Here is a 21,756-nt window from a genome sequence, read left to right as displayed (position 1 = left end):
CGGAAAGCCTCAGCGCGACGCGGTTTCCTGCATCTTGAAAACCGTATCTAGGACAAGGGCGGCGGGGTCAAGGTTCACCGCCTGCCCGTGCCGCGCACGCGCTGTCACTTCCGCTGCCAGGTCGGCCCAGGCCCGCGCCCTGCGGGGATCGGGCGACAGGCGCTGCAGCATCGCCGCTTCCTGCGGTGCCGCCTCGGGCGCTGGCGGCGCGCCGGTGGCGCCGGTGCGCGCGAGCCGGGCCAGCGCCATCTCAGTCAGTGACAGCAGCAGCTCGAATTTCTCAGCCGCACCGCGCTGGGCGGCGGCCTCGGCCAGCGCCATGGCGCGCTGCCGGTCCAGGCGGGGCATTGAATCGAGGATCTGCACCAGTTCGGCATAGATCCTGAGCCCGCCCAGATTGATCAGCCGCAGCGCCGCGCCGACCGAACCGCCTGCCAAAGCGGCGAGGTTATCCATGTTTTCCGGCAGCTCCACCCCGGACTGTGCCAATGCGGCCTCCATGTCCGCAGCCAGCAGCGGCCCCAGCCGCAGGGTGCGGCAGCGCGAGCGGATGGTGGGCAAAAGCCGCGAGGGCTGGTGCGAGATCAGCAGGATCGTGGTGCGCGCGGGCGGCTCCTCCAGCATCTTCAGTAGTGCGTTGGCCGCGCTCACGTTCATGTCATCAGCTGCATCCACAATCACCACCCGGCGGCCGCCATCGGTAGCCGACAGGCCAAAGAACCGGTTCAGCTTGCGGATGTCGTCCACCACGATCTGGCTGCGCAGCTTGCCCTTGTCGTCATAAGAGCGGGTGATCGGCGCCAGGCCGGGTTCAGCCAGCGCCTGAATGCGATGGGAGACCGGATGTTCCGGGTCAATGTCCAAGCTCTGCGGCGGGGGAGGGGCGCCGAACAGGCCGTCCTCGGCCGGAGGGGTGGCCAGCAGGAAGCGGGCAATCCGCCAGGCCAGAGTTGCTTTGCCCACGCCCTGCGGGCCGGTCAGCAGCCAGCCGTGGTGCAGCCGGTCGGAATTGTAGGCGGTCAGGAAATCCTGCTCTGCCGCCTCCTGGCCGATCAGCTGCAGGGTTTCGCGCGGATGCGGCGCGCCCTCGGCCTGGTCGGCGCGTGGCAGCTCGTCGTCAGCGCTCATGCCCGGCTTCCTTCAAGGCTTCATCCGCCAGCTTGCGGACGTCTGCGGCGACGTCCTCCACCGGGCGGGCGCCATCGACCACGCGGAAGCGGTCCGCGAATTCCTGCGCCAGCGCCAGAAAGCCTGCGCGCATCTTTTCCTGCAGCCCGACGCCGAAATCCTCGAACCGTTCTTCCTTGCCCTGCCGCCCCTTGGCGCGGGCCAGGCCCTCAGCCGGGTCCATGTCGATCAGCAGGGTCAGGTCTGGCTCGCGGCCGATTATCAGCTTGTGCATCTGGTCGACAGCCGCGCGCAGGTCGCCGCGCGACAGGCCCTGGTACATCCGGGTGCTGTCGGCAAAGCGGTCGCAGATCACCACCTTGCCCGCCGCCAGGGCAGGCTCGATGGTGCGCTCCAGATGGTCGCGCCGCGCCGCCATGAACAACAGAAGCTCTGTCTCCGCCGACCAGCGATCAGGATCGCCCTCCAGCACCAGGCGGCGGATTTCCTCAGCCCCGGGCGAGCCGCCAGGCTCCCGCGTCAGCACCACATCGCGGCCTGCTGCGCGCAAAGCCTCTGCCAGCAGGCGGCATTGCGTTGATTTTCCTGACCCGTCAATACCTTCAAAGGTGATGAACAGGCCGCGTCCCGTGTCAGCCGTCACAGCGCCCCCTCGGGACCAGTCAGGAACTGCTTGATCAGCACCTGGGCCGCGGTTTTCACCCGCACAACAAAGCCGCCCGCAGGCACATCGCTTTCTGCCACCAGCGGCAGCCGCACCTCTGGCAGTTCCTCGGGCTGCAGGACCAGTTCGGCCAGGCGCTGGCCCTTTTTCACCGGTGCCTCGATCGGGCCGTTATAGACGACTTCACCCTGGATGGTCTTGGCCGACAGCGAGGGCAGCAGGATTTCCAGATCCTTGGCCGGCACCAGCCCTACCGATCGCTCGGCCCCCCGCCAAATTTCGGCTTCCGCGATGGAGATGCCCTCTTTGGCAACGGTTTTCTTGGTAAATTGGCGAAACGACCAGTTAACGAGGGCCTCTGCCTCCTCTGCCCGGCCGCGCTCTGTGTCCAGTCCAGAGACCACAAAGATTACCCGCCGGTCGCCCTGCTTGGCGGAGCCGACCAGGCCATAGCCTGCTTCCTCGGTATGGCCGGTCTTCAGCCCGTCCGCCCCGATCCCCAGCTTCAACAGCGGGTTGCGGTTGCGGGTGTTGGAGGGCGCGCGGCCGTCGAATTCGAAATGGGTCTCGGCAAACAGCGGGTAGTACTCGGGAAAGTCCTCGATCAGCCGCTCCGCCAGGATCGCCAGGTCATGCACGGACATCCGGTGCCCGGCAGCAGGCCAGCCGTTGGAATTGGCAAAGGTCGAGGCAGTCATGCCCAGATCCTGCCCGCGCTTGGTCATGTACCGGGCAAAACCGGCCTCGGTTCCGTCCGGGCTCAGCGCCTCGGCAATCACCACGCAGGCGTCATTGCCGGACAGCACGATGATGCCGCGCAACAGATCCTCGACCCGGACCCGGTCCTGAGTGTCCAGGAACATGGTGGAGCCCTTGTAGCTCATCGCGTGTTCACTGACCGGCAGCCGCTCGTCCAGTGTCAGCCTTCCGTCACGCAGGGCCTCAAAGGCCACATAGAGTGTCATAAGCTTGGACATGGAGGCAGGCGGCAGCGGCACATCGGCGTTCTTGGACAGAAGCACTGTATCGGTCCCGGCATCCAGCACATAGGCCGCGCGGGCCTTGGTGTCGAAAGCCGCGGCAGAGAGCGCCGACAGGCTGACAGCCAGGCCTGCGGCCAAGGCGAGACGCAGCGAAGACGGGAAAGCGCGGGCCGGCCGCGCCGTGTTCTGCTTAGTTAGTGACAGCATAGGCATCCGCAAATCCGGTTTCCTTTACGCTTTTCAGCAGCTGGCTGCGTTCGGACTTGTTCTGCGCCGGTCCGACCAGCACCCGCCAGAAGGCTTTGCCGCTGGAGGATTGTTCGCGCACCACTGGTACCATGCCGGCGCTGCGCATCATATTGGCTGTGCGCTTGGCATTGGCTTCGACGCTGAAAATACCGATCTGAATGAAAGGCTTGTCCAGCGAGGATTTCTGCGGCTTGGCGGCAGGGGCCGGCGCAGCAGCTGGTTCCGCCCGGGCCGGCGGCGCGGTTGCAGCCAGGGCTGAGGGCGCCGTGGCGTCAATTGCAGCGGCAGCACCGGCAATCGGGTCCAGTGGCGTTTCGGTGATGTCCGCGCCGGCAGCAGAGGCCAGCTCCAAGGCGGCATCCGTTTCGGCCTCAGCAGCGGGCAGTTTCGCAGCCGGATCCTCTGCGGCGGGTTCATTGCTGACTTCTTCGCGGCGCAATGCGGTCACGTTCAGCTCGGACGGGGCGCCTGCCAGCATACCCAGAGCGGCGGCAGCGTCCGAGGAGACCTGCAGGCGCGGGCCCGGGATCTCCCGCTCGCGCCGGAACAGGGCGCCGATCACAAACTGGCCGTTTGCATTGTTGCGGATGATCACCCGTTCCGGGTCCTTGGTGTCCGGATGCGCCACCCAGACGCCGCCGATCGAGGGCCGCCCGTCCCACAGGCCCGCTTCGGTGACCTGGAACACATCCGGCGCTTCGACGTCGCGTTCAACCAGCTTGGTGCGGCTGGACGCCTTGGCGCCGCTGCTGCTGCCGGCAGTGGCGGCGGCTTCCGGTTTCGGCTCTAGAAAGCCCAGTTTCGGCCCGTCTTCGCAGCCGGCCAGTACCAGCAGTCCTGCGACCGCCACGGCGATCCGCGGGGCCGTCCTTGCTCTCGACACGGTGTCTTTCATGCTCTCATCCTTGCCTGTGCCCGCGGCGCTTTTGCGCCCCCGCCGGGATGTCCGGTCTTTTTGATTTGGCGGCATGATAGCCTGCACATCCAGCCATGAAAACCCTGACGGGCTGCAGTGTTCGGTAATCCCGCGGCGGTGGCATAAATCCGCGCGGCGCAGAGGCGCGTGCGGATTTCTCTTGCAGTGCGGATTCCCCCTTGCCTCGCTGCGCGTTGCGTCCTAAACCGCTGCACGGACCGGGGAGGTGGCAGAGTGGTCGAATGCGGCGGTCTTGAAAACCGTTGAACGTGAGAGCGTTCCCAGGGTTCGAATCCCTGTCTCCCCGCCACCAAATCAGATAAGTGCTGCTGACTAATAAGAGTGCCCAAGAGGCCGGGCCGCCGGGTGGTTCCAGTATTTTAATGCGGTCATGGTCTGCTTCCGGTTCTGTCCCGGAGACATCACGCCTCAGTATGCCAATTGCTTCTGACATGCTGCTTGCCAGTTCTTTAGGGGTGTCAAAAGTCTTCTGAGACAATGCTGCGGTGATGTGCTGGTCTTTGGGGGGGGCGGGCTTTGCCTGCGCCTGTACTGCGCCCGGATCCTGACAGGCTGAAAAGGGGCGCTTCTCCGCGAACATTTTTCGTGCAAGGGTTGTGGCTGGGCCCGAAGCCCGGATGTGGTTGCCGGCGCACCCAGGAAGGCGGAGCAGAAGCAGAGGCAGACATAAAAAATGGATCCGGCTTTGCAGCCGCAAGTGCACCCGGGCCGTACTGGGCGGCAATTCTCCTGCCGGGGGTGGTGGTTCAAACCCTAGCCCGGCCAGCATGGAGGGGGAGAAGGGCAGGATCTATGCGGAAACCTTTCCAAGGCCTGTGGGGGCAGTTCAAAGGGGGAAAAACAGTCCCGAACAAATCTGAAGGATCTGTCTTGACCCTTAGATGGAACTTATGATCTTAGGCAGCTGTTGATCGCCAAGATAGCGCAGCCACAAATTTTGATACAGCAACCAGAGGGCCTAAATGGCACGTTATTACGAAAGCAGAAAGCGCATCCTTGTTACCGGTGGAGCTGGTTTCCTCGGGTCCCATCTCACGGACAGGTTGCTTGAGCAAGGTCACGAAGTTCTCTGTGTCGACAATTTGTTTACGGGCACGAAGAGGAATATTGACCATCTTCATAGCCATCCGCGGTTTGAGTTCGTTCGGCAAGACGTCACCTTCCCGCTCTATGTTGAGGTTGATGAAATCTACAATTTGGCCTGCCCGGCATCGCCGGTGCACTATCAGCACGATCCAGTGCAAACGACGAAGACTTCTGTCCACGGCGCGATCAACATGCTGGGGCTTGCCAAGAGGCTGAAATGCAAAATCTTTCAGGCTTCCACCAGTGAGGTGTATGGCGATCCGGATGTTCATCCGCAGCCTGAAGGGTACTGGGGCAGCGTGAACCCCATCGGCATTCGCTCGTGCTATGATGAAGGCAAGCGCTGTGCAGAGACCTTGTTCTTTGATTACCACCGGCAGCATAACCTTGAAATCAAGGTTGCGAGGATCTTCAATACCTATGGGCCGCGGATGCACCACGCTGATGGCCGCGTGGTGTCGAACTTCATTGTTCAGGCATTGTCAGGGCAGCCAATCACGATCTTCGGCGACGGCAGCCAAACGAGATCCTTCTGCTACGTTTCGGATTTGGTCGAGGGCTTCATGCGCTTGATGGAAACGTCAAGTGACGTAACTGGTCCTGTGAATTTGGGAAATCCTTGTGAGTTTACGATATCCGAGCTTGCAGAGGCTGTGGTGGAGTTGACGGGGTCGAAATCCGAAATCGTCTATAAATCTCTGCCTTCGGACGATCCAAAACAAAGACAACCCGATATTACCCTGGCCAAAAATACGCTGGGATGGGAGCCTGAGGTTCAACTCAAAGAAGGTTTGGGTAAAACAATTGAGTACTTTAGTAAGCGTTTGAAGGAGTTGGAGCTCCTCTAAAATACGGGCCAAATCCACCCTGTGCCATGTCAGGCTATAAAGCGGTAAAACGCGTTAAAGGACACGAGCCGGGCCAATACTTGGACAATTCTGCAGGAAACGCTTGAGGATATCACGTGTAATGAAGACCAAGAATAATGACCAAGCGCATGGTGCTACTGAGGAAATAAGCCCGTCGATGCAGATTCTGGCGACCCTTGAAACACAAGGGGCCGCCAGGGCTGTCGAGGTTGGCAAGGACCTTCTTCAAAAGAATTATTTCGACACAGCAACGCGGGAGGCCTTGGCTCAAGCCTATCGGGGATGCAACCGCGATGAAGAGGCGCGGCGCCTTCTCCCTGGCCCTGTGAAGCCATCCAATCCGAAGTCGCTGAAAATGGTCTCGCAAAGTGATCCGGAACTTGAAAGCCGGGTTCTGGCAGCAGGCAGCGATTATCCGGATATCCCGCCAGTTTCAATTCGTGACAACGGCAGGTCCTTCAAGCTGAGGACGCCACTGAACTTTCAGGATCTCCCGGAGAAAGTTCAACAGCACCCCGAATTCAAACACCGCGACATCACTATTGAGCTTCCTGGTTCCAGAACTGTTGCTTTTCCGAACGCACGGTATAGTGCAAATGGAACATTCGTAACCAGGGACTTTGAGGTCATCAACACCAATCGTGTTGGACATCACAAGTTGTCGGGTGTCTACTTTGCCCCTGGTTTGGGCTGGCATGTCGATTTGGATGACGAACCGGATGACCTGGGTGAGCCCGTTTTCCTTTTTCAGCGCCATCCAATGGCCAATTACTATCATTTTATTATGGAGCAAGTGTGCCATTTGCTCACATGGAAAGAAGTATTTGAGCCCAAAGGGATTAAGGTGCTTCTGAGGCGTAACAATTTTCTTGATTTGACACTTCAGATGCTCGAATTTCTGGAGATTGATACTCAGAAAGTGCTGTTTACTGACGCCGCGTATATGACTGCACCGCTTTTGATCAAGCCTGATGTCGCGATGCATACGGAAACGAGGGGAACTTTTGTTACGGCTGCCACGCTTGATTATTTTGACTTCGCTGTTGACAATTATCGGGGCGGCAACCGCGGCAGCACACCCAAGCGAATTTTCATTTCTCGCAAGGATGTCCCAAAACGTGGGCTTCTGAACGAAGCTGAGCTGGTAGAAACTCTGAAAAAGTTCGGGTTTGAAGAAGTCGTGTTGAGCGGCATGACCATTGATGAGCAGGTCGAGCTGTTCTCGAATGCAGAAGCGGTCGTCGCGGGACACGGAGCAGGGCTAACGAATATTGGATATTGCCGTCCCGGCACCTTTGTTCTGGAAATTACCAAGACCTTCACTCTGGATCGTGTGCGAATTTTCTGGGAGCTTGCTGCCGCCCGTGATCTGAATTTTGCGGTTGTGTGCGCAGAAGACGATCAAAAAGATCACTCGACTTCTTTCGCAGCGCCGATCGAAGAAGTCTCAGAGTGTCTTGCCAAGCACTTGGGGTGATTCTTCACCGCGTCTGATCTGACTTGGTTCAGGTCAGGGAAATCTAACGCAGTCCAAAGGAAGTTCTATGAAGATTGCTATGATTGGCACTGGTTACGTCGGGCTGGTGTCTGGTGTCTGTTTTTCTGATTTCGGGCATGAGGTCGTCTGCGTGGATAAAGATCCCCGCAAGATTGAGCAACTCAACCAAGGTGAAGTGCCTATCTTTGAGCCTGGCCTGGACGAACTTGTTTCCCGGAATATGAAGGCTGGACGCCTTTCATTCACGCAAGATCTTGCTTCCGCTATTGAGGGTGCCCAGGCGGTTTTTATCGCTGTCGGAACTCCCACCCGGCGCGGAGACAACCACGCTGACCTTTCTTATGTTATGGCTGCTGCTAAGGAGATTGCGGAATTTGCTCGGGGGTATTTGGTGGTTGTTACCAAATCTACGGTGCCAGTTGGTACCAACCGCAAAGTTCAATCCGTAATCAAAGAGGCAAATCCTGAATTGGATTTTGACGTGGCCTCTAATCCTGAATTCCTGAGAGAGGGAGCTGCAATCGAAGACTTCATGCGCCCTGATCGCGTGGTTGTCGGTGTGCAGAGCGAGCGCGCAGAGAAAGTAATGGCTGACATTTACCGGCCGCTTTACTTGCGTGATTTTCCGATTTTGAGCACGGATCTCGAGTCCGCTGAAATGATCAAGTATGCTGCGAACGCATTCTTGGCAGCGAAGATTACTTTCATTAACGAGATTGCCAGACTCTGCGAACGTGTCGGAGCGGATGTGAAAGAGGTTTCTCGGGGAATCGGGCTTGACGGCAGGATTGGCAATAAGTTCCTGCATGCCGGTCCTGGCTATGGCGGATCATGTTTCCCGAAAGATACCAAAGCCTTGTCGCGGATCGGCCATGAGTACGGTGTTCCGATGCAGATTACCGAGACCGTGATAAAGGTGAATGAGGAAATCAAGCATCGTATGATCGAGAAGCTGCTTGATCTTTGCGATGGTAGTTTCAGCGGCAAGGTCGTTGCCGTTCTAGGCGTAACCTTCAAGCCGAACACTGACGATATGCGCGATGCTCCTAGTCTGACAATCATTCCCAACATGATTGGTCATGGAGCAAAAGTGAGGGTCTGCGACCCGCAAGGACGGCGTGAAGGCGAAGAGCTTTTACCGGGGGTGGCTTGGCTGGAAGATCCCTATGCGGCCGCAGAGGGTGCAGACTTGTTGGTCATTCTCACTGAGTGGAACGAGTTCCGTGCATTGGATCTGCAAGAGCTTGCAAAACGAATGGATGTTCCGCGATTGGCGGATCTGCGGAATGTGCATTCTGCAGACGATGCAAAAGCCGCGGGCTTTGTCGCTTACGAAGGTGTCGGTCGGATAGGATACAGGAGAAGCTGAGCTTTTCTGCCGCAACTGGAACATTGACTTATGCCCGGGGTTGCGGCGCTGCTGACTTCCTTGTGGCGAAGATCGGCAGGCTTGAACTCCTGGCTGACGTCTGTTGCCGAACCCCCGCCGGCGTTTGTACTGCCGAGTGCCGCTGCACCTTGCAGGCGGTTGAAAATTCGTGGTGAGCCGGCTGCTGGGGGAATAGGCGCAGTTAACTGCGCAGCACCGGCCAAGGGATGCTGCGTAGTTTAGCGCACAAAGAGAATAATCAGGAACGGAGACGACTTTAACCGTCACTCCCTGTTTCGCATGTGTTTTGCGTGACTTTAAACTAAGCGGCTGAATTCGCTTAATATACCGCAGGCATTAAAACCATTGAACGTGACAGCGTTCCCAGGGGCCGCAACCCCGTGTCCTCGCGGCCAAATCAAACAGCTGCAGATGTGATCCGGCCGTTTCATGCAACGGCCGGGCTGTTCAGGTCTTGCGCAGCAGGTAGATGTCCATGATCCAGCCGTGCTCTGCGCGCGCCTTGGCGCGGGTGGCGATGATCTGCCCGGTGACATCCGCCAGCGGCCCGGCGACGGAAATCTGGTTCTCCATCCCGGCATAGGCCGTCCAGAAGATCTCCACCCCCTGCGGGTCAATCGCCTGAAAGGAGCACTCCCCGTCCAGCATGATCACCAGCGTATCAGCACTGTCCGGCCAGCCGTTTTCGCGCAGCTGCCGTCCGGTGGTGACAGTGAAGGGGGCGCCAATTTCGTTGACTGGAATAGCATGGGCCGCGGTCAGCGCTTGCATCGACGTAATGCCCGGGACCACCGTCAGCTTAATTTCGGCCAGCGTCTTCAGCCGTTCGGCAATCCGCATGGTGCTGTCGTAAAGCGATGGATCGCCCCAGACCAGAAAGCCGGCCTTGCCGCCCTCCGGCAGGTTGGCGGTGATGGTTTGCCACCAGATGCCGGCGATGGCGTCATGCCAGTCGTCCACGCGCTTGCGGTAGCTCTTGGTGGCCTCGTCGCGCACCGGCAAGGCGAATTCGACGATCTTCGGGGCATCGCCCTTGATCGCCCGGTTGCAGATCTCCCGGCGAAGCCCCGCAAGGTCGTCCTTTCCCGCACCCTTATTGGGGATCAGGATCAGATCCTGTGCGTTCAGCGCCTCGATCGCCTGCAGCGTCATGTGTTGCGGGTTGCCGGTGCCGATGCCGATCAGGGAAAGCTCTATCATAGAAGGGTCTTTCTGAATTGCAGGCTCAAGCGGCGGGCAGGTCCTGATCGGCCAGCGGGCCGTACAGGATCAACACCGGTGCCTTGGTTTCCATCGCGCGCAGCACTGATGGCAGCTCGCCCACATTGTGGCAGAACAGTTTCTGTTCGGGAGTGGAAACCCCCTGCGCCACCAGCGCGTGTGTGTCCGCGGGCAGGCCTGCCTCCATCAGCTTTTCCGCCAGATCGGCAAAGGTGCGTTTACCCATATAGACCACGGTTGTGGCATGCGGGTCGGCCAGCGCCGCCATGTTCAGGTCGTCCGGCAGACCGCCGGTCACGTCATGGCCGGTGATGAATTGCAGCCGCCGCGCTGTCAGCCGCCGGGTCAGCGGAATGTTGGCCGCCGCCGCTGCCGCAGAGGCTGCGGTGACGCCGGGCACAATCTCAAACCCGATGCCGGCCTCGCGCAGCGCGGTCATCTCTTCCTCCAGCCGTCCGAAGACGCCGGAGTCCCCGGATTTCAGCCGCACCACGTTGAGGCCGCTCTGGGCGTAATCGACCAGCAGCTGGCTCACATGATCCTGCTTGGGAGAGGGGCGGCCGGCGCGTTTGCCCACGCCCACCAGATCCGCCTCAGCACGGGCATGGCTCAGGATCGGGCCTGAGGATAGATCGTCGAACAGGATCGCATCCGCTGCTTTCAGCCGCTTCACCGCCTTGACGGTCAGCAGTTCCGGATCGCCGGGGCCGGAGGAGACAAAGCTCACAAAACCGCTCATGCCTGTTCTCCCGTGATCAGGTGGAAGAAGGTGCCCGTCACATGGCCCTTGATGGAGCCGGTCTCCGGCACCGGGCCGCCGTCGGCGTCCATGACATTTGCCAGCGGCGCGTCAGGTTCTTCCAGGATGGTTGAATAGTGGAACTCATGCCCCCGCAGTGCAGTGCCCGCGCCAAAGCCCGGCATCCCGGCCTGCAGAATGGCGCGGCGGTAGCCGAGGTGGAACTTGCGCTTCTCGTAGGAGGTCACAAGGCCCAAGAGCCCCAGCATCCGGTGGCGGTTGCCTTGCTTGTCGATCAGCGCCTCGCCCAGGGCCATGTAACCGCCGCATTCGCCATGCACCGGCTTGGTCTCCGCATGTTTGCGTACGCCCGCGCGGAAGGTTTCTGCCGCAGCCAGGGTGCCGCCATGCAGCTCCGGATAGCCGCCGGGCAGCCAGACCAGATCAGCATCCGCCGCCGGGGCCTCATCCGCCAGCGGCGAGAACGGCAGGATTTCGGCCCCCGCCGCGCGCCAGCCGGTCAAAAGATGCGGGTAGGTAAAAGAAAACGCCGCATCGCGCGCCAGCGCAATCCGCTGGGCAGGCGGAGTTGGCAGGCTTGCCGGCGCGGGCGCCTGGCCCGCCAGTGCCGCGGCTTTGATGGCTTCCAGATCCACATGCTCGCGCAGGAACGCCGCATAGCCCGCGATGGCGGCCTCCAGATCGGGGTGTTCCACCGCCTGGATCAGGCCCAGATGGCGCTCCGGCAGGGTCAGGTCGCCGCGGCGGGGCAGGGAGCCCAGCACCTTGATGTCAGCCTTCTCCATCCCCAACCGGGTGAGGCGTTCATGCCGCGGGCTGGCCACCCGGTTCAGGATGACGCCCGCAAAGGGCAGGTCAGGGTCGTAGTTCTTGAACCCCAGCGCGGTGGCCGCCGCGGATTGCGCCTGGCCGCCCACATCCACCACCAGCACCACCGGCCAGCCCATCCGTTTTGCTGTTTCGGCAGAGGAGCCAAAGCCCGACTGCCCGCGCGTTGCCACACCATCGTACAGGCCCATCGAGCCCTCACCGACGCAGATTTCTGCGCCTGCCGACTGGCTGGTGACCGCATCCAGCAGCCCGCCGTCCATCGCCCAGGTGTCGAGGTTGAAGCTGGGCCGCTTGGCCGCTGCCAGGTGGAAGGCCGGGTCGATATAATCCGGCCCGCTCTTGTAGGGCTGCACGGTCAGCCCGTCCTCGGCCAGCGCACGCAAAAGGCCCAGCATCACGGTGGTCTTGCCGGTGCCCGAGGAAGGCGCCGAGATCATCAGCCCGGGAGGGTTCATGTTGGTCATGGCCTTAGTCGTCCCCATGGTTCCAGCTCGACCACGGGCTGTCGGCGCTTTGCGGCCGGTAGCGGCGGTCGTAGTCGGCGGCGTACAGGCAGCTTTCGTCAAAGCCCTCGCCCTTCAGCACCGGACCCACCAGAATCAGCGCGGTGCGGGAGATCTTCTCGTCCAGCAATTCTTTCAGCGTGTCCAGCGTCGCGCGGATGATCTGTTGGTCCGGCCAGCTGGCGCGGTAGACCACGGCCACCGGGCAATCGCCGCCATAATGCGGCGTCAGGCTGTCCACCACATGGTCCAGATTGCCGATCGACAGGTGGATCGCCAGGGTGGTGCCGGTACGCGCAAAATTCTCCAGCGACTCGCCTTCGGGCATGGAGGACGCGCGGCCCGGGGTGCGGGTCAGCACTACCGACTGGCCCAGGCCCGGCAGCGTCAGTTCAGTGCCAAGCGCAGCAGCGGCAGCGGCAAAGGACGGCACACCGGGAGTGACGCTGACGGGGATGCCTTCGGCCTTCAGTCGGCGCAGCTGCTCGCCCATCGCCGACCACACCGACAGATCGCCCGAATGCAGCCGCGCCACGTCCTGGCCCGCCTCATGCGCCGCCTTGATCTCTGCCACGATGGCCTCCAGGTCCATCGCTGCGGTGTTCACGATTTTCGCGTCCGCCGGGCAGTGGCTCAGGATTTCCTCCGGCACCAGCGAACCTGCATAGAGGCACACCGGGCAGGACGCGATGATGTCGCGCCCGCGCAAAGTCAGAAGGTCGGCAGCGCCCGGTCCGGCGCCAATGAAGTGAACGGTCATGGCTCAAGTCTTTCTGCTATGGCCGCGGTGGCAAGCCCATCCGCGGTGACAACTCTGGGGGCCAGAAGGCGCGATTTTGCACCCGCTGCCCCATGGCGCGCCCCGGCCAGCGCCGCGGCTTCCGCCAGCGAGCCGGTGCCGAACCGCGCCTTGATCCGGGGCGAGCAGGTCAAGGTCTGCTCCCCGCTAATATCTTGTTCCTGCAAGGCAATCACCGGCAGCCCGGCGGCCTGTGCAAACGCCTGCATGGCGGGCGCTGCGGCCTTCTCCGCGATTGAAGCCAGCGCATCCACCTGCACCCCGGTCAGCGCCAAAGCCGCCTGCAAATCCGCCGCCGTGGCAGTACCGCGAAATCCGATCCCTGCCACTTTCATCGCGTGACGCTCCACTGGATCACAGGGCGTGCCCGCCGCCAGTCGCGCATCGACCCCAGCGGCCCGGCCTCGGCAATCTCCGCCTTCAGCAAATGCCCGCCGCGCGCCGCATGGGCCTGCATCAGCAGGGTCTCGGTCTCCAGCGTCACGCCATTGGCGACCAGCCGCGTGCCTTCTGGCAGCAGCTCCCACAGGTGGTCCAGCAGGGTCTGGGAGCCGCCGCCGCCGATGAACACGCAATCGGGCAGCGGTTGGCCTTCCAGCACCTCCGGCGCCTTGCCCAGTACCGCAGTCATCCGATGATCCAGCCCGAACGCCGCTGCATTGGCGCGGATATTCTCCAGCCGGCTCTCGCGCGGCTCAAATGTGATCGCCCGTGCCCTGCGCGCCGCCAGACACCACTCCACCGAGACCGAGCCGGAGCCGCCGCCAATGTCCCACAGCAGCTCGCCCGCCCGCGGCGCCAGTGCCGACAGCGTCAGCGCCCGCACTGGGCGTTTGGTGATCTGCCCGTCACTGATGAAATGCGCATCCGCCAGCCCCGACGCCTGCGGCAGCCCGGGCTGCATGGCCTCGATGGCCATAAGGACCGGAGCCCCCCCTGGCGGCATATCCCAGCCTTCGGCCGTGGTGCGGTGCAGCTGTTCCCTGGGGCCGCCAAGCCGTTCCATTACGGTCAGTTCAGCATCAGGCTGACCATGCGCGACCAGCCATTCCGCCAGCTCTGCCGGGGCCTTTCCATCCCGCAGGGTGCAGATAACCCGCACGCCCCGGCCCAACAGCGGCAGAAGCCGCGCATAAGGCGCGGCATGCAGGCCAAGGCACAGAACGTCCTCCAGCTTCCAGCCCAGCCGGTTGGCCGCCAGCGCAAAACAGGATGGCACCGGGTGTGAGACCCACTCATCGGGGGTCAGATCCCGCATCAGCGAGCCGCCGGCCCCATGCCAGAACGGATCGCCCGAGGCCAGAACAGCCACCTTGCGCCCGCGCATTTCCAGCACCGGTCCGGTGGAAAACGGCACCGGCCAGGGCTGGCCTTTGCTGCCAGCATCGACCAGTTCCAGATGCCGCGGGCCGCCAAAGATAACTTCGGCTTCGGCCAGCGCCTTCCGGCTTGCATCCCCCAAGCCTTCCAGTCCATTTTCGCCCAGACCAATGATCGTAAGCCAGTGTTTGGAAAGGCCATCAGACATGACACGCATCCTTCTTCTGGGCGGCACTTCTGAGGCCTCGACGCTGGCAAAAGCCCTGGCTGAAACGGATATGGATGCGGTGTTTTCCTACGCGGGCCGCACCGCCAAGCCGGTCAGCCAGCCGCTGCCGACCCGTGTCGGCGGCTTTGGCGGCGCCGAAGGGCTGGCGGCCTATTTGCAGGCCGAAGCCATCACCCATGTGGTTGACGCCACCCATCCCTTTGCGGCGCAGATGAGCACCAACGCGGTGCATGCCTGCGAGATGGCCGGCGTGCCGCTCTGCGCCTTCGAACGCCCTGCCTGGCAGGCGGGGCAGGGTGACAACTGGATCCACACCCTCAGCATTGAAGAGGCCGTAGACGCTTTGCCCCAGGTCCCTGCGCGGGTGTTCCTCGCAATCGGCAAGCAGAACCTTGCCCAGTTTGCGGCCAAGCCTCAGCATCACTACCTGCTGCGGCTGGTCGATGAACCCGAGGCCCCTTTGCCGCTGCCATACACCACGGTTGAGATCGCCCGCGGGCCGTTTGATGCGGCGGGAGACACCGCGCTGATGCAGCGCCAAGGTATCACCCATGTGGTGGCCAAGAATGCAGGCGGCACGGGGGCCGCAGCCAAGCTCACCGCCGCACGCGAGCTGTGCCTGCCGGTCATCATGATCGGCAGACCGCAGGTACCCGAACGGCCCGTCCTGGGCAGCGTGGCAGAGGTTATGGCCTGGCTGTCCCATTCCCCGGCTTAGGCCTCAGCCGCGTAGCGGGGGGTATAGACGTAGTTGCCGACCCGGCGGGTATCGCGGTTGCCTACAATCACCACGGTGCGCATGTCGGCCATCTCGGGCGTGGCCTCTTTCAGCGGCACCGTCAGCAGCTCTTGCCCCGGCTTGGTCACGTCGCGGGCAAAGGTGATCAGCGTGTCCTGACCGCAAGCCTCCCGCAGGATTTCCAGCGCGCGGGCAAACTGATGCGGCCGCGATTTGGAGCGCGGGTTGTAGAACGCCATCGCCAGCCCGGCCTCGCCCACCAGCTGCAGGCGCTGTTCAATGAGGCTCCAGGGTTTCAGGTTGTCACTGAGGTTGATGGCGGCAAAGTCATGCCCCAGCGGCGCGCCGATGGCGGCGGCAGCGGCCAGCATCGCGGTGATGCCGGGCAGCACTTTGATGTCCAGGTTCAGCCATGCGGGATGGGTTTCCGCATTGTTCTCCAGCGCTTCGAACACGGCGGAGGCCATGGCAAAGACACCCGGATCACCGGAGGACACCACGACAACCCGCTTGCCTTCGGCGGCCATCTCCAGCGCGTGGGTGGCGCGGTCGACCTCGACCCGGTTGTCGGTTGCGTGCAGGGTCAGACCCTCGCGCGGCTCGATGCGTTTGACGTAAGGGATATAGCCAACGATATCAGTGGCTTCCTCAATGGCGTCCCGCACTTCCTGGGTCACCAGCGCCTCGTTGCCCGGGCCAAGCCCCGCAATCACCACCCAGCCGTTTTGTGATACATTCATGGCCGGCGCCCCTGTCCGTGAACCAATACGATGGAGAAATAGGGAACCTCGCCCGTGATCTCCGAGAGCTTCTGCACGGTCTGGCCGGGCATGGTGCCGCGTTCGACCAGCCAGGCGTCATCCGCGCGGCCCGCGCGCTCCAGCGCGCGGCGCAGCTTGGGCAGGTTGCGGCCGATCTTCATCACCACCAGCGCGTCCGTCTCGGCGGCGCGTTTAGCCAGCTCATCCTCGCTGAGGGTGGCCATCGCCACGGTCAGCACATCGTCCCCCCAGGTGATCGGCTGGCCGGAGGCGGTCCAGCAGCCGGACATGCCGGTGATGCCCGGCACGATCTCCTGCGCGGCGCGGCCCTGCAGGCGGGTGTAAAGATGCATGTAGGAGCCATAGAGGAACGGGTCGCCCTCACACAGCACCACCACGTCTTCGTCCTGCGCGATCTCGGCGAGCGTATCGGCCCATTGGTCATAAAATTCAGCCAGCACCCGGTTGTATTCGGGGTCCGAGAAATGGATCTCGGTTGTCACCGGATATTCCATCGCGTGTTCGGTGACGCCCTCGGCCAGCATGCCCTCGACAATGGCGCGGGCCTGGCCCTGGCGGCCGGCCTTGCGGAAATAGGCGATGTGGCGCGCGTTTGAGATCAGCCGGTGCGAGCGGACGCTCATCAAGTCTGGATCACCGGGGCCGAGCCCTGCGCAAAAGACTGTACCCATGGTTACTCTTTCCAGCTCGCCAGCGCGTTCACGGCGGCGACGGTGATGGCGGAACCGCCCAGGCGGCCCTTCACGATCATGGACGGAACCGGAAGGTCCTCCATCAGCGCGTCTTTGGATTCCATCGCGCCGACGAAGCCCACGGGACAGCCGATGATGGCGGCGGGGCGGGGGCAGGACGGGTCCTTGAGCATGTTCAAGAGGTGGAACAGTGCGGTGGGGGCGTTGCCGATGGCGACCACGGCGCCCTCCAGCTTCGGGCGCCACAGCTCCAGCGCGGCCGCTGAGCGGGTATTGGACATCTCCTTGGCCAGCTCCGGCACCTGCGGGTCGCGCAGGGTACAGATCACCTCATTGTCCGCGGGCAGGCGCGGGCGGGTGATGCCTTCGCTCACCATATAGGCGTCGCAAAGGATCGGCGCGCCCTTGGCCAGCGCGGCACGGGCGGTCTCGGCCATGCCTTCGGAAAAGCGCACGTGCTCTTCCAGCCCCACCATGCCGGCGGCGTGGATCATGCGGACGACAACGCTTTCCTCGTCCTTGTTGAAGCGCGCCAGGTCGGCTTCGCGGCGGATGGTGGCAAAGCTCTCGGCGTAGATCGCGGCGCCGTTGGTCTCGTAGGTGTGGAGCATGTCAGCTGCCCTCTTTCAGAAGTTCGGGAGCGGCGCGCAAGGCGTCGGCGCTCAGGCGGGTCTTTAGCGGGAGATCCGCGGCAGTGCCATGGCGGATCAGGGAGAATTCGCCCGGACCGGTGGCGGTCAGGGTCAGCGGTGCGGCACCGGGGCAGGCGCAGCCCTTGGCGCAACCGGAGACATGCAGCTTAGTCCCGGCTGGGACATAGGGCGCCAGCTCCCGTGCCAGATCGCGCGTGGAGGAAAGCGCCTGCAGGCAGCCGGGCGCGCCGGTGCAAGCGATGATTTGCAGGCGCGGATCCGCCGCATCCAGGATCAGGCCGGGCAGGGACGGGAGGCTGACGGCGCCCTCTACCAGCAGCATCCGCCAGGGGGTCAGGCGGATTTCGCCGTACTCTGCGAGACTGGCGAGCGTGGCCGCAGGCATCTGGCCGAACTCCAAAGCGGCGAGTGTCCCTGCAGGGACAGCATCCGGCTTTGCGGTGAAGCTTGCCGCGGCCCGGAGAACGGTATGCTCCGGCGGCGGCCCGCGGCGCGCAATCAGACGGTGCATCCTGCCGCGGCCTTCGGGCGCGCCGCCCTGTTCCAGGAACCAGCGGGCCAGCGCCAGGGCTTCGGGCACCGCGGATTCACGTGTGACCGGCTTGCCGGCGTTTGCGCCGTCCGCGCGCAGAACCAGGGTTTCGCCGGCGCGTTCGATACGGATGTCGGCGGCGGTGTCTTGCAGGACGGGTTCGGCGCCGCAGTCGACAGCGAAGCCGAACTTGCCGGGCAGGGCAAGGTCCGTTGCCGCGGTTAGAGAGGCGCTCAGGTCTGTGGCGATAGCGTGGGTGTCGTCCCCTTCGCTCCAGAACGGAGCAAGCAGGACATTGCGGCGGGCTTCGGCCTGTGCGTCCGGGTCGATCAGGCCGAGATCGCGCAAACCTGCGATCAGCTCATCATGGGCGTCTTCGCGGATGCCGCGCATCTGCAGGTTGGCGCGGGCGGAAATGTCGAGGAGGCCGTTGCCGAACTCTTCAGAAAGTCTTGCGACACCGCGCGCCTGGCTAACGGACAGTTTACCGAGCGGCGCGCGCACGCGGACCACCAGCCCGTCGCCGGACATCATCGGGCGCAGGGCGCCAGGGCACCAGCCGTAGACCTTGGGGGCGGCGGCGGCACTCATGCGGCGCCCTCCAGCTCTGCCATGATCGAATTGCGCCGGGTGCTCCAGAGGCCTGCATCGAACAGAGCCCGGAAGCGGTCGCGCATGGCGGCGAGCGCTTCGGGGTTTTCGCGCTCCATGAACTCGACCAGATCGTCGCGGCCCAGGGTGGCCTCAAAATAGAGGTCGAAGAGATGCGGTTGCACCACCTGCGCCAGATGCGCAAAGGCGGCCATGTGGTCGAGGGTGGCAGCGACCTCAGCCGCACCGCGGAAACCGTGGGACATCATCGAGGTGGCCCAATCCGGATTGGCGGCGCGGGCGCGGGTGACGCGGGCAATCTCCTCGCCCAGCGAACGCGCCTGCGGCTTGTCGGGGCGGGTGGCGTCCATGTGGTAGAGCGCCGGGGCGGTCTGGCCGATACGGGCCATGGCGGCGGCAAAGCCGGCCTCATGCGCGGCGTAGTCGGAGGCGACCAGCAGGTCGGTTTCCGGCAAGTCCTGCAGGTGGACGAAGCTGTCGGCGCCTTGCAGGCGGGTTTCGAGCGCCTCACGGGCGTCGGTGATCGCGCCCTTGGCGTCGATGGCGTGGGAGGAAGCGTTGAGCCAGGCCTCGCCCGCCGCGGCACGGGCCTCGTCGCTGTAGTCATCCAGATGCGGGTTCATCGACAGGCCGTACTGGCCCGGTTTGGGGCCGAAGACGCGCGGTGTCTCGGTAAGATAGGGGTTGTCGGCCTGGGTCTCTTCGCGGTTTGCCAGCGCGGTGGCGGCGCTTTCGAACATCTGGGCGAGGCCCGGGAAGACGTCGCGGAACAGGCCGGAAACCCGCAGGGTCACGTCGATGCGCGGGCGGTTCAGCATGGAGAGCGGCAGCACGTCGAAGCCGGAGACGCGCTCGGAGCCTTCGTCCCACTTGGGCGCCAGCCCCGCGAGGTGCAGCGCCATGGCAAATTCCTCGCCCGCGGTGCGCATGGTGGCGGAGCCCCAGAGGTCGATCACCAGCCCCTTGGGCCAGTCGCCGTGGTCCTGGAGGTGGCGGCGCAGCAGCTCTTCCGCCAGTTTGACACCTTGCGCATGCGCCGCCCGCGACGGCACCGCCCGCGGGTCGGTTGTGAAGAGGTTGCGCCCGGTCGGGATCACATCGGCGCGGCCGCGGAACGGCGAGCCGGAAGGGCCGGGCGTCACGATCTTCCCGTCCAGCGCGGCGATTAGCCCGGCGCGTTCCTCTGCCCCGCATTGGCCGGTGCCGAAGATGTGCAGGCCCTCGCCGTACTGGCTTTCCTTGATGTCGCAGACAAAGGCGTCGATGCGGGTGATCGCCTCTGCGGGCGACGTGTCAGGGGTAAGGCCCAGGTCGGCCTCGACGCCGGTCCCCTGTGCCTCGGCGCGGATGTCGCCGATCAGGCGGTCGCGGCGGGCCGGGTCGAGGCCGTCGGCGGTGGAGTATTCGTCCAGCAGGCTTTCGAGCCGGGACATGCCCTCGGGCAGGTTGGTTTGCGCCAGCGGCGGCGGCAGGTGGCCGATGGTGACAGCGCCGATGCGGCGTTTGGCCTGTGCGGCCTCGCCGGGGTCGTTGACGATAAACGGATAGGCAACCGGGAGGGGGCCGGTCAGAACCTCGGGCCAGCAGGCGCCGGACAGAGCCACCGCCTTGCCCGGCAGCCATTCCAGCGTGCCGTGGGCGCCGATGTGGACCAACGCGTCGGTCTGGGCGCGCAGCCACTGGTAAAACGCCACATAGGCGTGGCGCGGGGTGCGGTCGAGGTCGTGGTAGTCGTCGACGCGGGTTTTGACCTCGCCGCGTTCGGGCTGCAGGGCAATCAGGGCGTTGCCTGCCCGCAGGGCCTTGAAGTGAAAGGCACCGTCACGGCAATCAATATCTTCCTCCGGGTCTCCCCAGGCCTCAGCCAAAGTGTTCTGCAGGTCTTGCGGCAGGGCGGCGAGAGCAGTTTTGTACTCCGTGAGCGGGACGCTTAGCGTTTCGTCCATCAGCCGCAGGCCGGTGTTTTCCTGCGGCTCAACGGTATAGCCTTGGTCCCAGAGCGTGCGCAGGATTTCGTCGCAGGACGCCAGCGCATCCAGTCCCACGGCATGGGCCAGGTTGTGGTCGCGGCCTGGGTAGGTGGAGAGGATCAGGGCAAGGCGCTTGTCTGCATTTGGAAGCTTGGCGAGGCGCAGCCAGCCTTCGAGGCGGTCCACAGCCGCCTTGATGCGGTCCGCGTCGGCGCGATGGGCAAAGCGGGAATACTGCAGGTCCGGGTCTTTCTTGCCTGGCGATTTGAAACTGACGACGCCGGCAAAGATGCGTCCGTCGACCTCCGGCAGCACCACATGCATGGCGAGGTCGGCGGGCGACAGCCCGCGGTCGGCCTCGGCCCAGTCCTTCTTGCGGGCGGTGGAGAGGGCGACCTGGAACACCGGGCAGCCGGTGGCGGAGAGCGGCGAGGCGCTGCCGTCTGTTCCTTGCGCTGAAAAGGCGGTGGCGTTGATGATGGCGGCGGGGGCCAGCTGCGGGAGTTTCTTGCGCAGCCAGTCCGCGGCAGAAGGCGCCTTGAGGCTGGCGGCAAAGGCGCCATAAGCGGCATAGCCGCGGGCGCGCAGTTCCGCGATCAGCGCATCCACCGGGGCGGTGTCGGCGGCGGTGAGGTAGGAGCGGTAGAAGCTCACCAGCACCAGCGGTTTGTCCTGCGGCGGCAGGTCGGCGAGCACGCCCTTGGCCGGGTCGTAGAAGCCGTGTTCCGGTGTCGTCTTGAGGCCGAGGACGGGGCCGGCGTAAAGCCCTGCAGCCAGCGACAGCTGGGCAAGTGCTGCCTGGGCCGCAACCGCACCGCCGGCGTCGCACAGGGATTGCAGGCGGCGCAGAGTGGAGACGGGCAGGGTGGACAGCTCATCAAGCCGCGCATCTTCGCGCCCGTCAGCGGGCAGGATCGCCAGCGCAATACCCTTGCGGCGGGCGAGGTCCTGCAGGGTGGCAAGCCCGTAGGACCAGTAACTTTCGCCGCCGATCAGGCGGACGAGGACGCCCTTGGCGCCCTCCAGTGTCTGTTCTGCATACACGTCGACCGACAGCGGGTGCTTGAGCGCCACCATGTTGGCGAGGCGCAAGCTGGGCAACTTGCCGCCCGCGCGGTGCCAGCCCGCCGCAAAGGCGCCGAGGTCGCTGTCGGAAAACGACAGCACCACAAGGTCCGCAGGCGTCTGCCCAAGGTCCTGCGGGGTATCGGTCTCGTCAAGGCCGTGGCTTTCGCGGAAGACGACGTGCATCAGATTTTGCCTTTCCCAGCCAGCAAAATGGAGTCCCGGGGCGCAAGCCCCGGATCGC

The 21,756-nt window shown here is 63.6% G+C and carries 19 protein-coding genes and 1 tRNA gene; 5 read left to right on the top strand and 15 right to left on the bottom strand.

The genetic code is table 11. The features are described 5' to 3' along the window. Window positions 1-9 precede the first annotated feature (9 nt). From ACXAEK_RS20115 to ACXAEK_RS20100, 4 genes are read right to left on the bottom strand one after another with little or no spacing between them, the layout of a single operon-like run. Window positions 10-1,128 (bottom strand): DNA polymerase III subunit delta', encoded by a 1,119-nt coding sequence (locus ACXAEK_RS20115; protein WP_475044636.1) that lies wholly within the window; start codon window positions 1,126-1,128, stop codon window positions 10-12. Then, window positions 1,118-1,771 (bottom strand): dTMP kinase, encoded by a 654-nt coding sequence (gene tmk, locus ACXAEK_RS20110; RefSeq protein ID WP_475044634.1) that lies wholly within the window; start codon window positions 1,769-1,771, stop codon window positions 1,118-1,120. Before tmk ends, ACXAEK_RS20115 begins: the two co-directional genes overlap by 11 nt. Continuing rightward, window positions 1,768-2,988: a D-alanyl-D-alanine carboxypeptidase family protein gene (locus tag ACXAEK_RS20105; RefSeq protein WP_475045325.1), complete on the bottom strand. Its 1,221-nt coding sequence runs from the start codon at window positions 2,986-2,988 to the stop codon at window positions 1,768-1,770. Before ACXAEK_RS20105 ends, tmk begins: the two co-directional genes overlap by 4 nt. Then, a complete protein-coding gene (locus ACXAEK_RS20100) occupies window positions 2,966-3,919 on the bottom strand; it encodes an SPOR domain-containing protein (protein ID WP_475044632.1) in 954 nt (317 codons plus the stop codon). Before ACXAEK_RS20100 ends, ACXAEK_RS20105 begins: the two co-directional genes overlap by 23 nt. Before the next feature lie 241 nt (window positions 3,920-4,160). On the opposite strand from ACXAEK_RS20100, the gene ACXAEK_RS20095 reads away from it, so the two are divergent. The 4 genes from ACXAEK_RS20095 to ACXAEK_RS20080 all read left to right on the top strand — a co-directional run bounded on the left by ACXAEK_RS20095 (window position 4,161) and on the right by ACXAEK_RS20080 (window position 8,783). Continuing rightward, a tRNA-Ser gene (locus ACXAEK_RS20095) sits at window positions 4,161-4,250 on the top strand. Between the two features lie 673 nt (window positions 4,251-4,923). After that, window positions 4,924-5,895, top strand: a complete 972-nt coding sequence (locus ACXAEK_RS20090) for a UDP-glucuronic acid decarboxylase family protein (protein ID WP_475044630.1) — start codon at window positions 4,924-4,926, stop codon at window positions 5,893-5,895. A gap of 121 nt (window positions 5,896-6,016) precedes the next feature. After that, window positions 6,017-7,393, top strand: coding sequence for a glycosyltransferase family 61 protein (locus tag ACXAEK_RS20085; RefSeq protein WP_475044628.1), 1,377 nt, complete (start codon window positions 6,017-6,019; stop codon window positions 7,391-7,393). 67 nt (window positions 7,394-7,460) lie between these two features. Continuing rightward, window positions 7,461-8,783 (top strand): UDP-glucose dehydrogenase family protein, encoded by a 1,323-nt coding sequence (locus tag ACXAEK_RS20080; RefSeq protein WP_475044626.1) that lies wholly within the window; start codon window positions 7,461-7,463, stop codon window positions 8,781-8,783. A gap of 468 nt (window positions 8,784-9,251) precedes the next feature. Here the strand turns inward: ACXAEK_RS20080 and cobF are convergent, their stop codons facing one another. Genes cobF through cbiE form a run of 6 tightly spaced genes read right to left on the bottom strand, consistent with a single transcriptional unit; the run spans window position 9,252 to window position 14,446 of the window. Beyond that, window positions 9,252-10,004 carry a precorrin-6A synthase (deacetylating) gene (gene cobF / locus ACXAEK_RS20075; protein WP_475044624.1) on the bottom strand — a complete coding sequence of 251 codons (753 nt, stop codon included), beginning with the start codon at window positions 10,002-10,004 and terminating at the stop codon, window positions 9,252-9,254. A 25-nt stretch (window positions 10,005-10,029) separates the two neighbouring features. Further along, the gene (gene cobA, locus ACXAEK_RS20070) at window positions 10,030-10,764 is read right to left on the bottom strand and encodes a uroporphyrinogen-III C-methyltransferase (RefSeq protein ID WP_475044622.1); all 735 of its coding nucleotides are present in this window, start codon (window positions 10,762-10,764) and stop codon (window positions 10,030-10,032) included. After that, window positions 10,761-12,080: a cobyrinate a,c-diamide synthase gene (locus tag ACXAEK_RS20065; RefSeq protein ID WP_475045323.1), complete on the bottom strand. Its 1,320-nt coding sequence runs from the start codon at window positions 12,078-12,080 to the stop codon at window positions 10,761-10,763. Before ACXAEK_RS20065 ends, cobA begins: the two co-directional genes overlap by 4 nt. A gap of 4 nt (window positions 12,081-12,084) precedes the next feature. Continuing rightward, a complete protein-coding gene (cobM, locus tag ACXAEK_RS20060; protein ID WP_475044620.1) occupies window positions 12,085-12,879 on the bottom strand; it encodes a precorrin-4 C(11)-methyltransferase in 795 nt (264 codons plus the stop codon). Next, window positions 12,876-13,253 (bottom strand): cobalamin biosynthesis protein, encoded by a 378-nt coding sequence (locus tag ACXAEK_RS20055; RefSeq protein WP_475044618.1) that lies wholly within the window; start codon window positions 13,251-13,253, stop codon window positions 12,876-12,878. Before ACXAEK_RS20055 ends, cobM begins: the two co-directional genes overlap by 4 nt. Beyond that, on the bottom strand, window positions 13,250-14,446 hold the full coding sequence (gene cbiE / locus ACXAEK_RS20050; RefSeq protein ID WP_475044616.1) for a precorrin-6y C5,15-methyltransferase (decarboxylating) subunit CbiE: 1,197 nt from the start codon (window positions 14,444-14,446) through the stop codon (window positions 13,250-13,252). Before cbiE ends, ACXAEK_RS20055 begins: the two co-directional genes overlap by 4 nt. Here cbiE and ACXAEK_RS20045 point away from each other — a divergent pair. Continuing rightward, complete coding sequence (locus tag ACXAEK_RS20045; protein WP_475044614.1) at window positions 14,445-15,185, top strand: cobalt-precorrin-6A reductase; 741 nt, start codon at window positions 14,445-14,447, stop codon at window positions 15,183-15,185. The two genes, cbiE and ACXAEK_RS20045, sit on opposite strands and share 2 nt — an antisense overlap. Here the strand turns inward: ACXAEK_RS20045 and cobJ are convergent. From cobJ to cobN, 5 genes are read right to left on the bottom strand one after another with little or no spacing between them, the layout of a single operon-like run. After that, a complete protein-coding gene (cobJ, locus tag ACXAEK_RS20040; RefSeq protein WP_475044612.1) occupies window positions 15,182-15,946 on the bottom strand; it encodes a precorrin-3B C(17)-methyltransferase in 765 nt (254 codons plus the stop codon). The genes ACXAEK_RS20045 and cobJ overlap by 4 nt on opposite strands. Then, entirely contained in the window at window positions 15,943-16,659 is a 717-nt protein-coding gene (locus ACXAEK_RS20035) for a precorrin-2 C(20)-methyltransferase (protein ID WP_475044610.1), read from the bottom strand. Before ACXAEK_RS20035 ends, cobJ begins: the two co-directional genes overlap by 4 nt. Before the next feature lie 2 nt (window positions 16,660-16,661). Then, complete coding sequence (locus tag ACXAEK_RS20030) at window positions 16,662-17,291, bottom strand: precorrin-8X methylmutase (protein ID WP_475044608.1); 630 nt, start codon at window positions 17,289-17,291, stop codon at window positions 16,662-16,664. A 1-nt stretch (window position 17,292) separates the two neighbouring features. Then, window positions 17,293-18,456, bottom strand: coding sequence for a precorrin-3B synthase (gene cobG, locus ACXAEK_RS20025; RefSeq protein WP_475044606.1), 1,164 nt, complete (start codon window positions 18,454-18,456; stop codon window positions 17,293-17,295). After that, window positions 18,453-21,698 carry a cobaltochelatase subunit CobN gene (cobN, locus tag ACXAEK_RS20020; RefSeq protein ID WP_475044604.1) on the bottom strand — a complete coding sequence of 1,082 codons (3,246 nt, stop codon included), beginning with the start codon at window positions 21,696-21,698 and terminating at the stop codon, window positions 18,453-18,455. The genes cobG and cobN overlap by 4 nt, the downstream gene beginning before the upstream one ends. Between the last annotated feature and the right edge of the window lie 58 nt (window positions 21,699-21,756).

It is taken from the genome of Leisingera sp. ABM4_101 (assembly GCF_056158725.1).
Note: the sequence above shows the minus strand (reverse complement) of the source record. Positions and strands in the feature narration are given on the sequence as shown.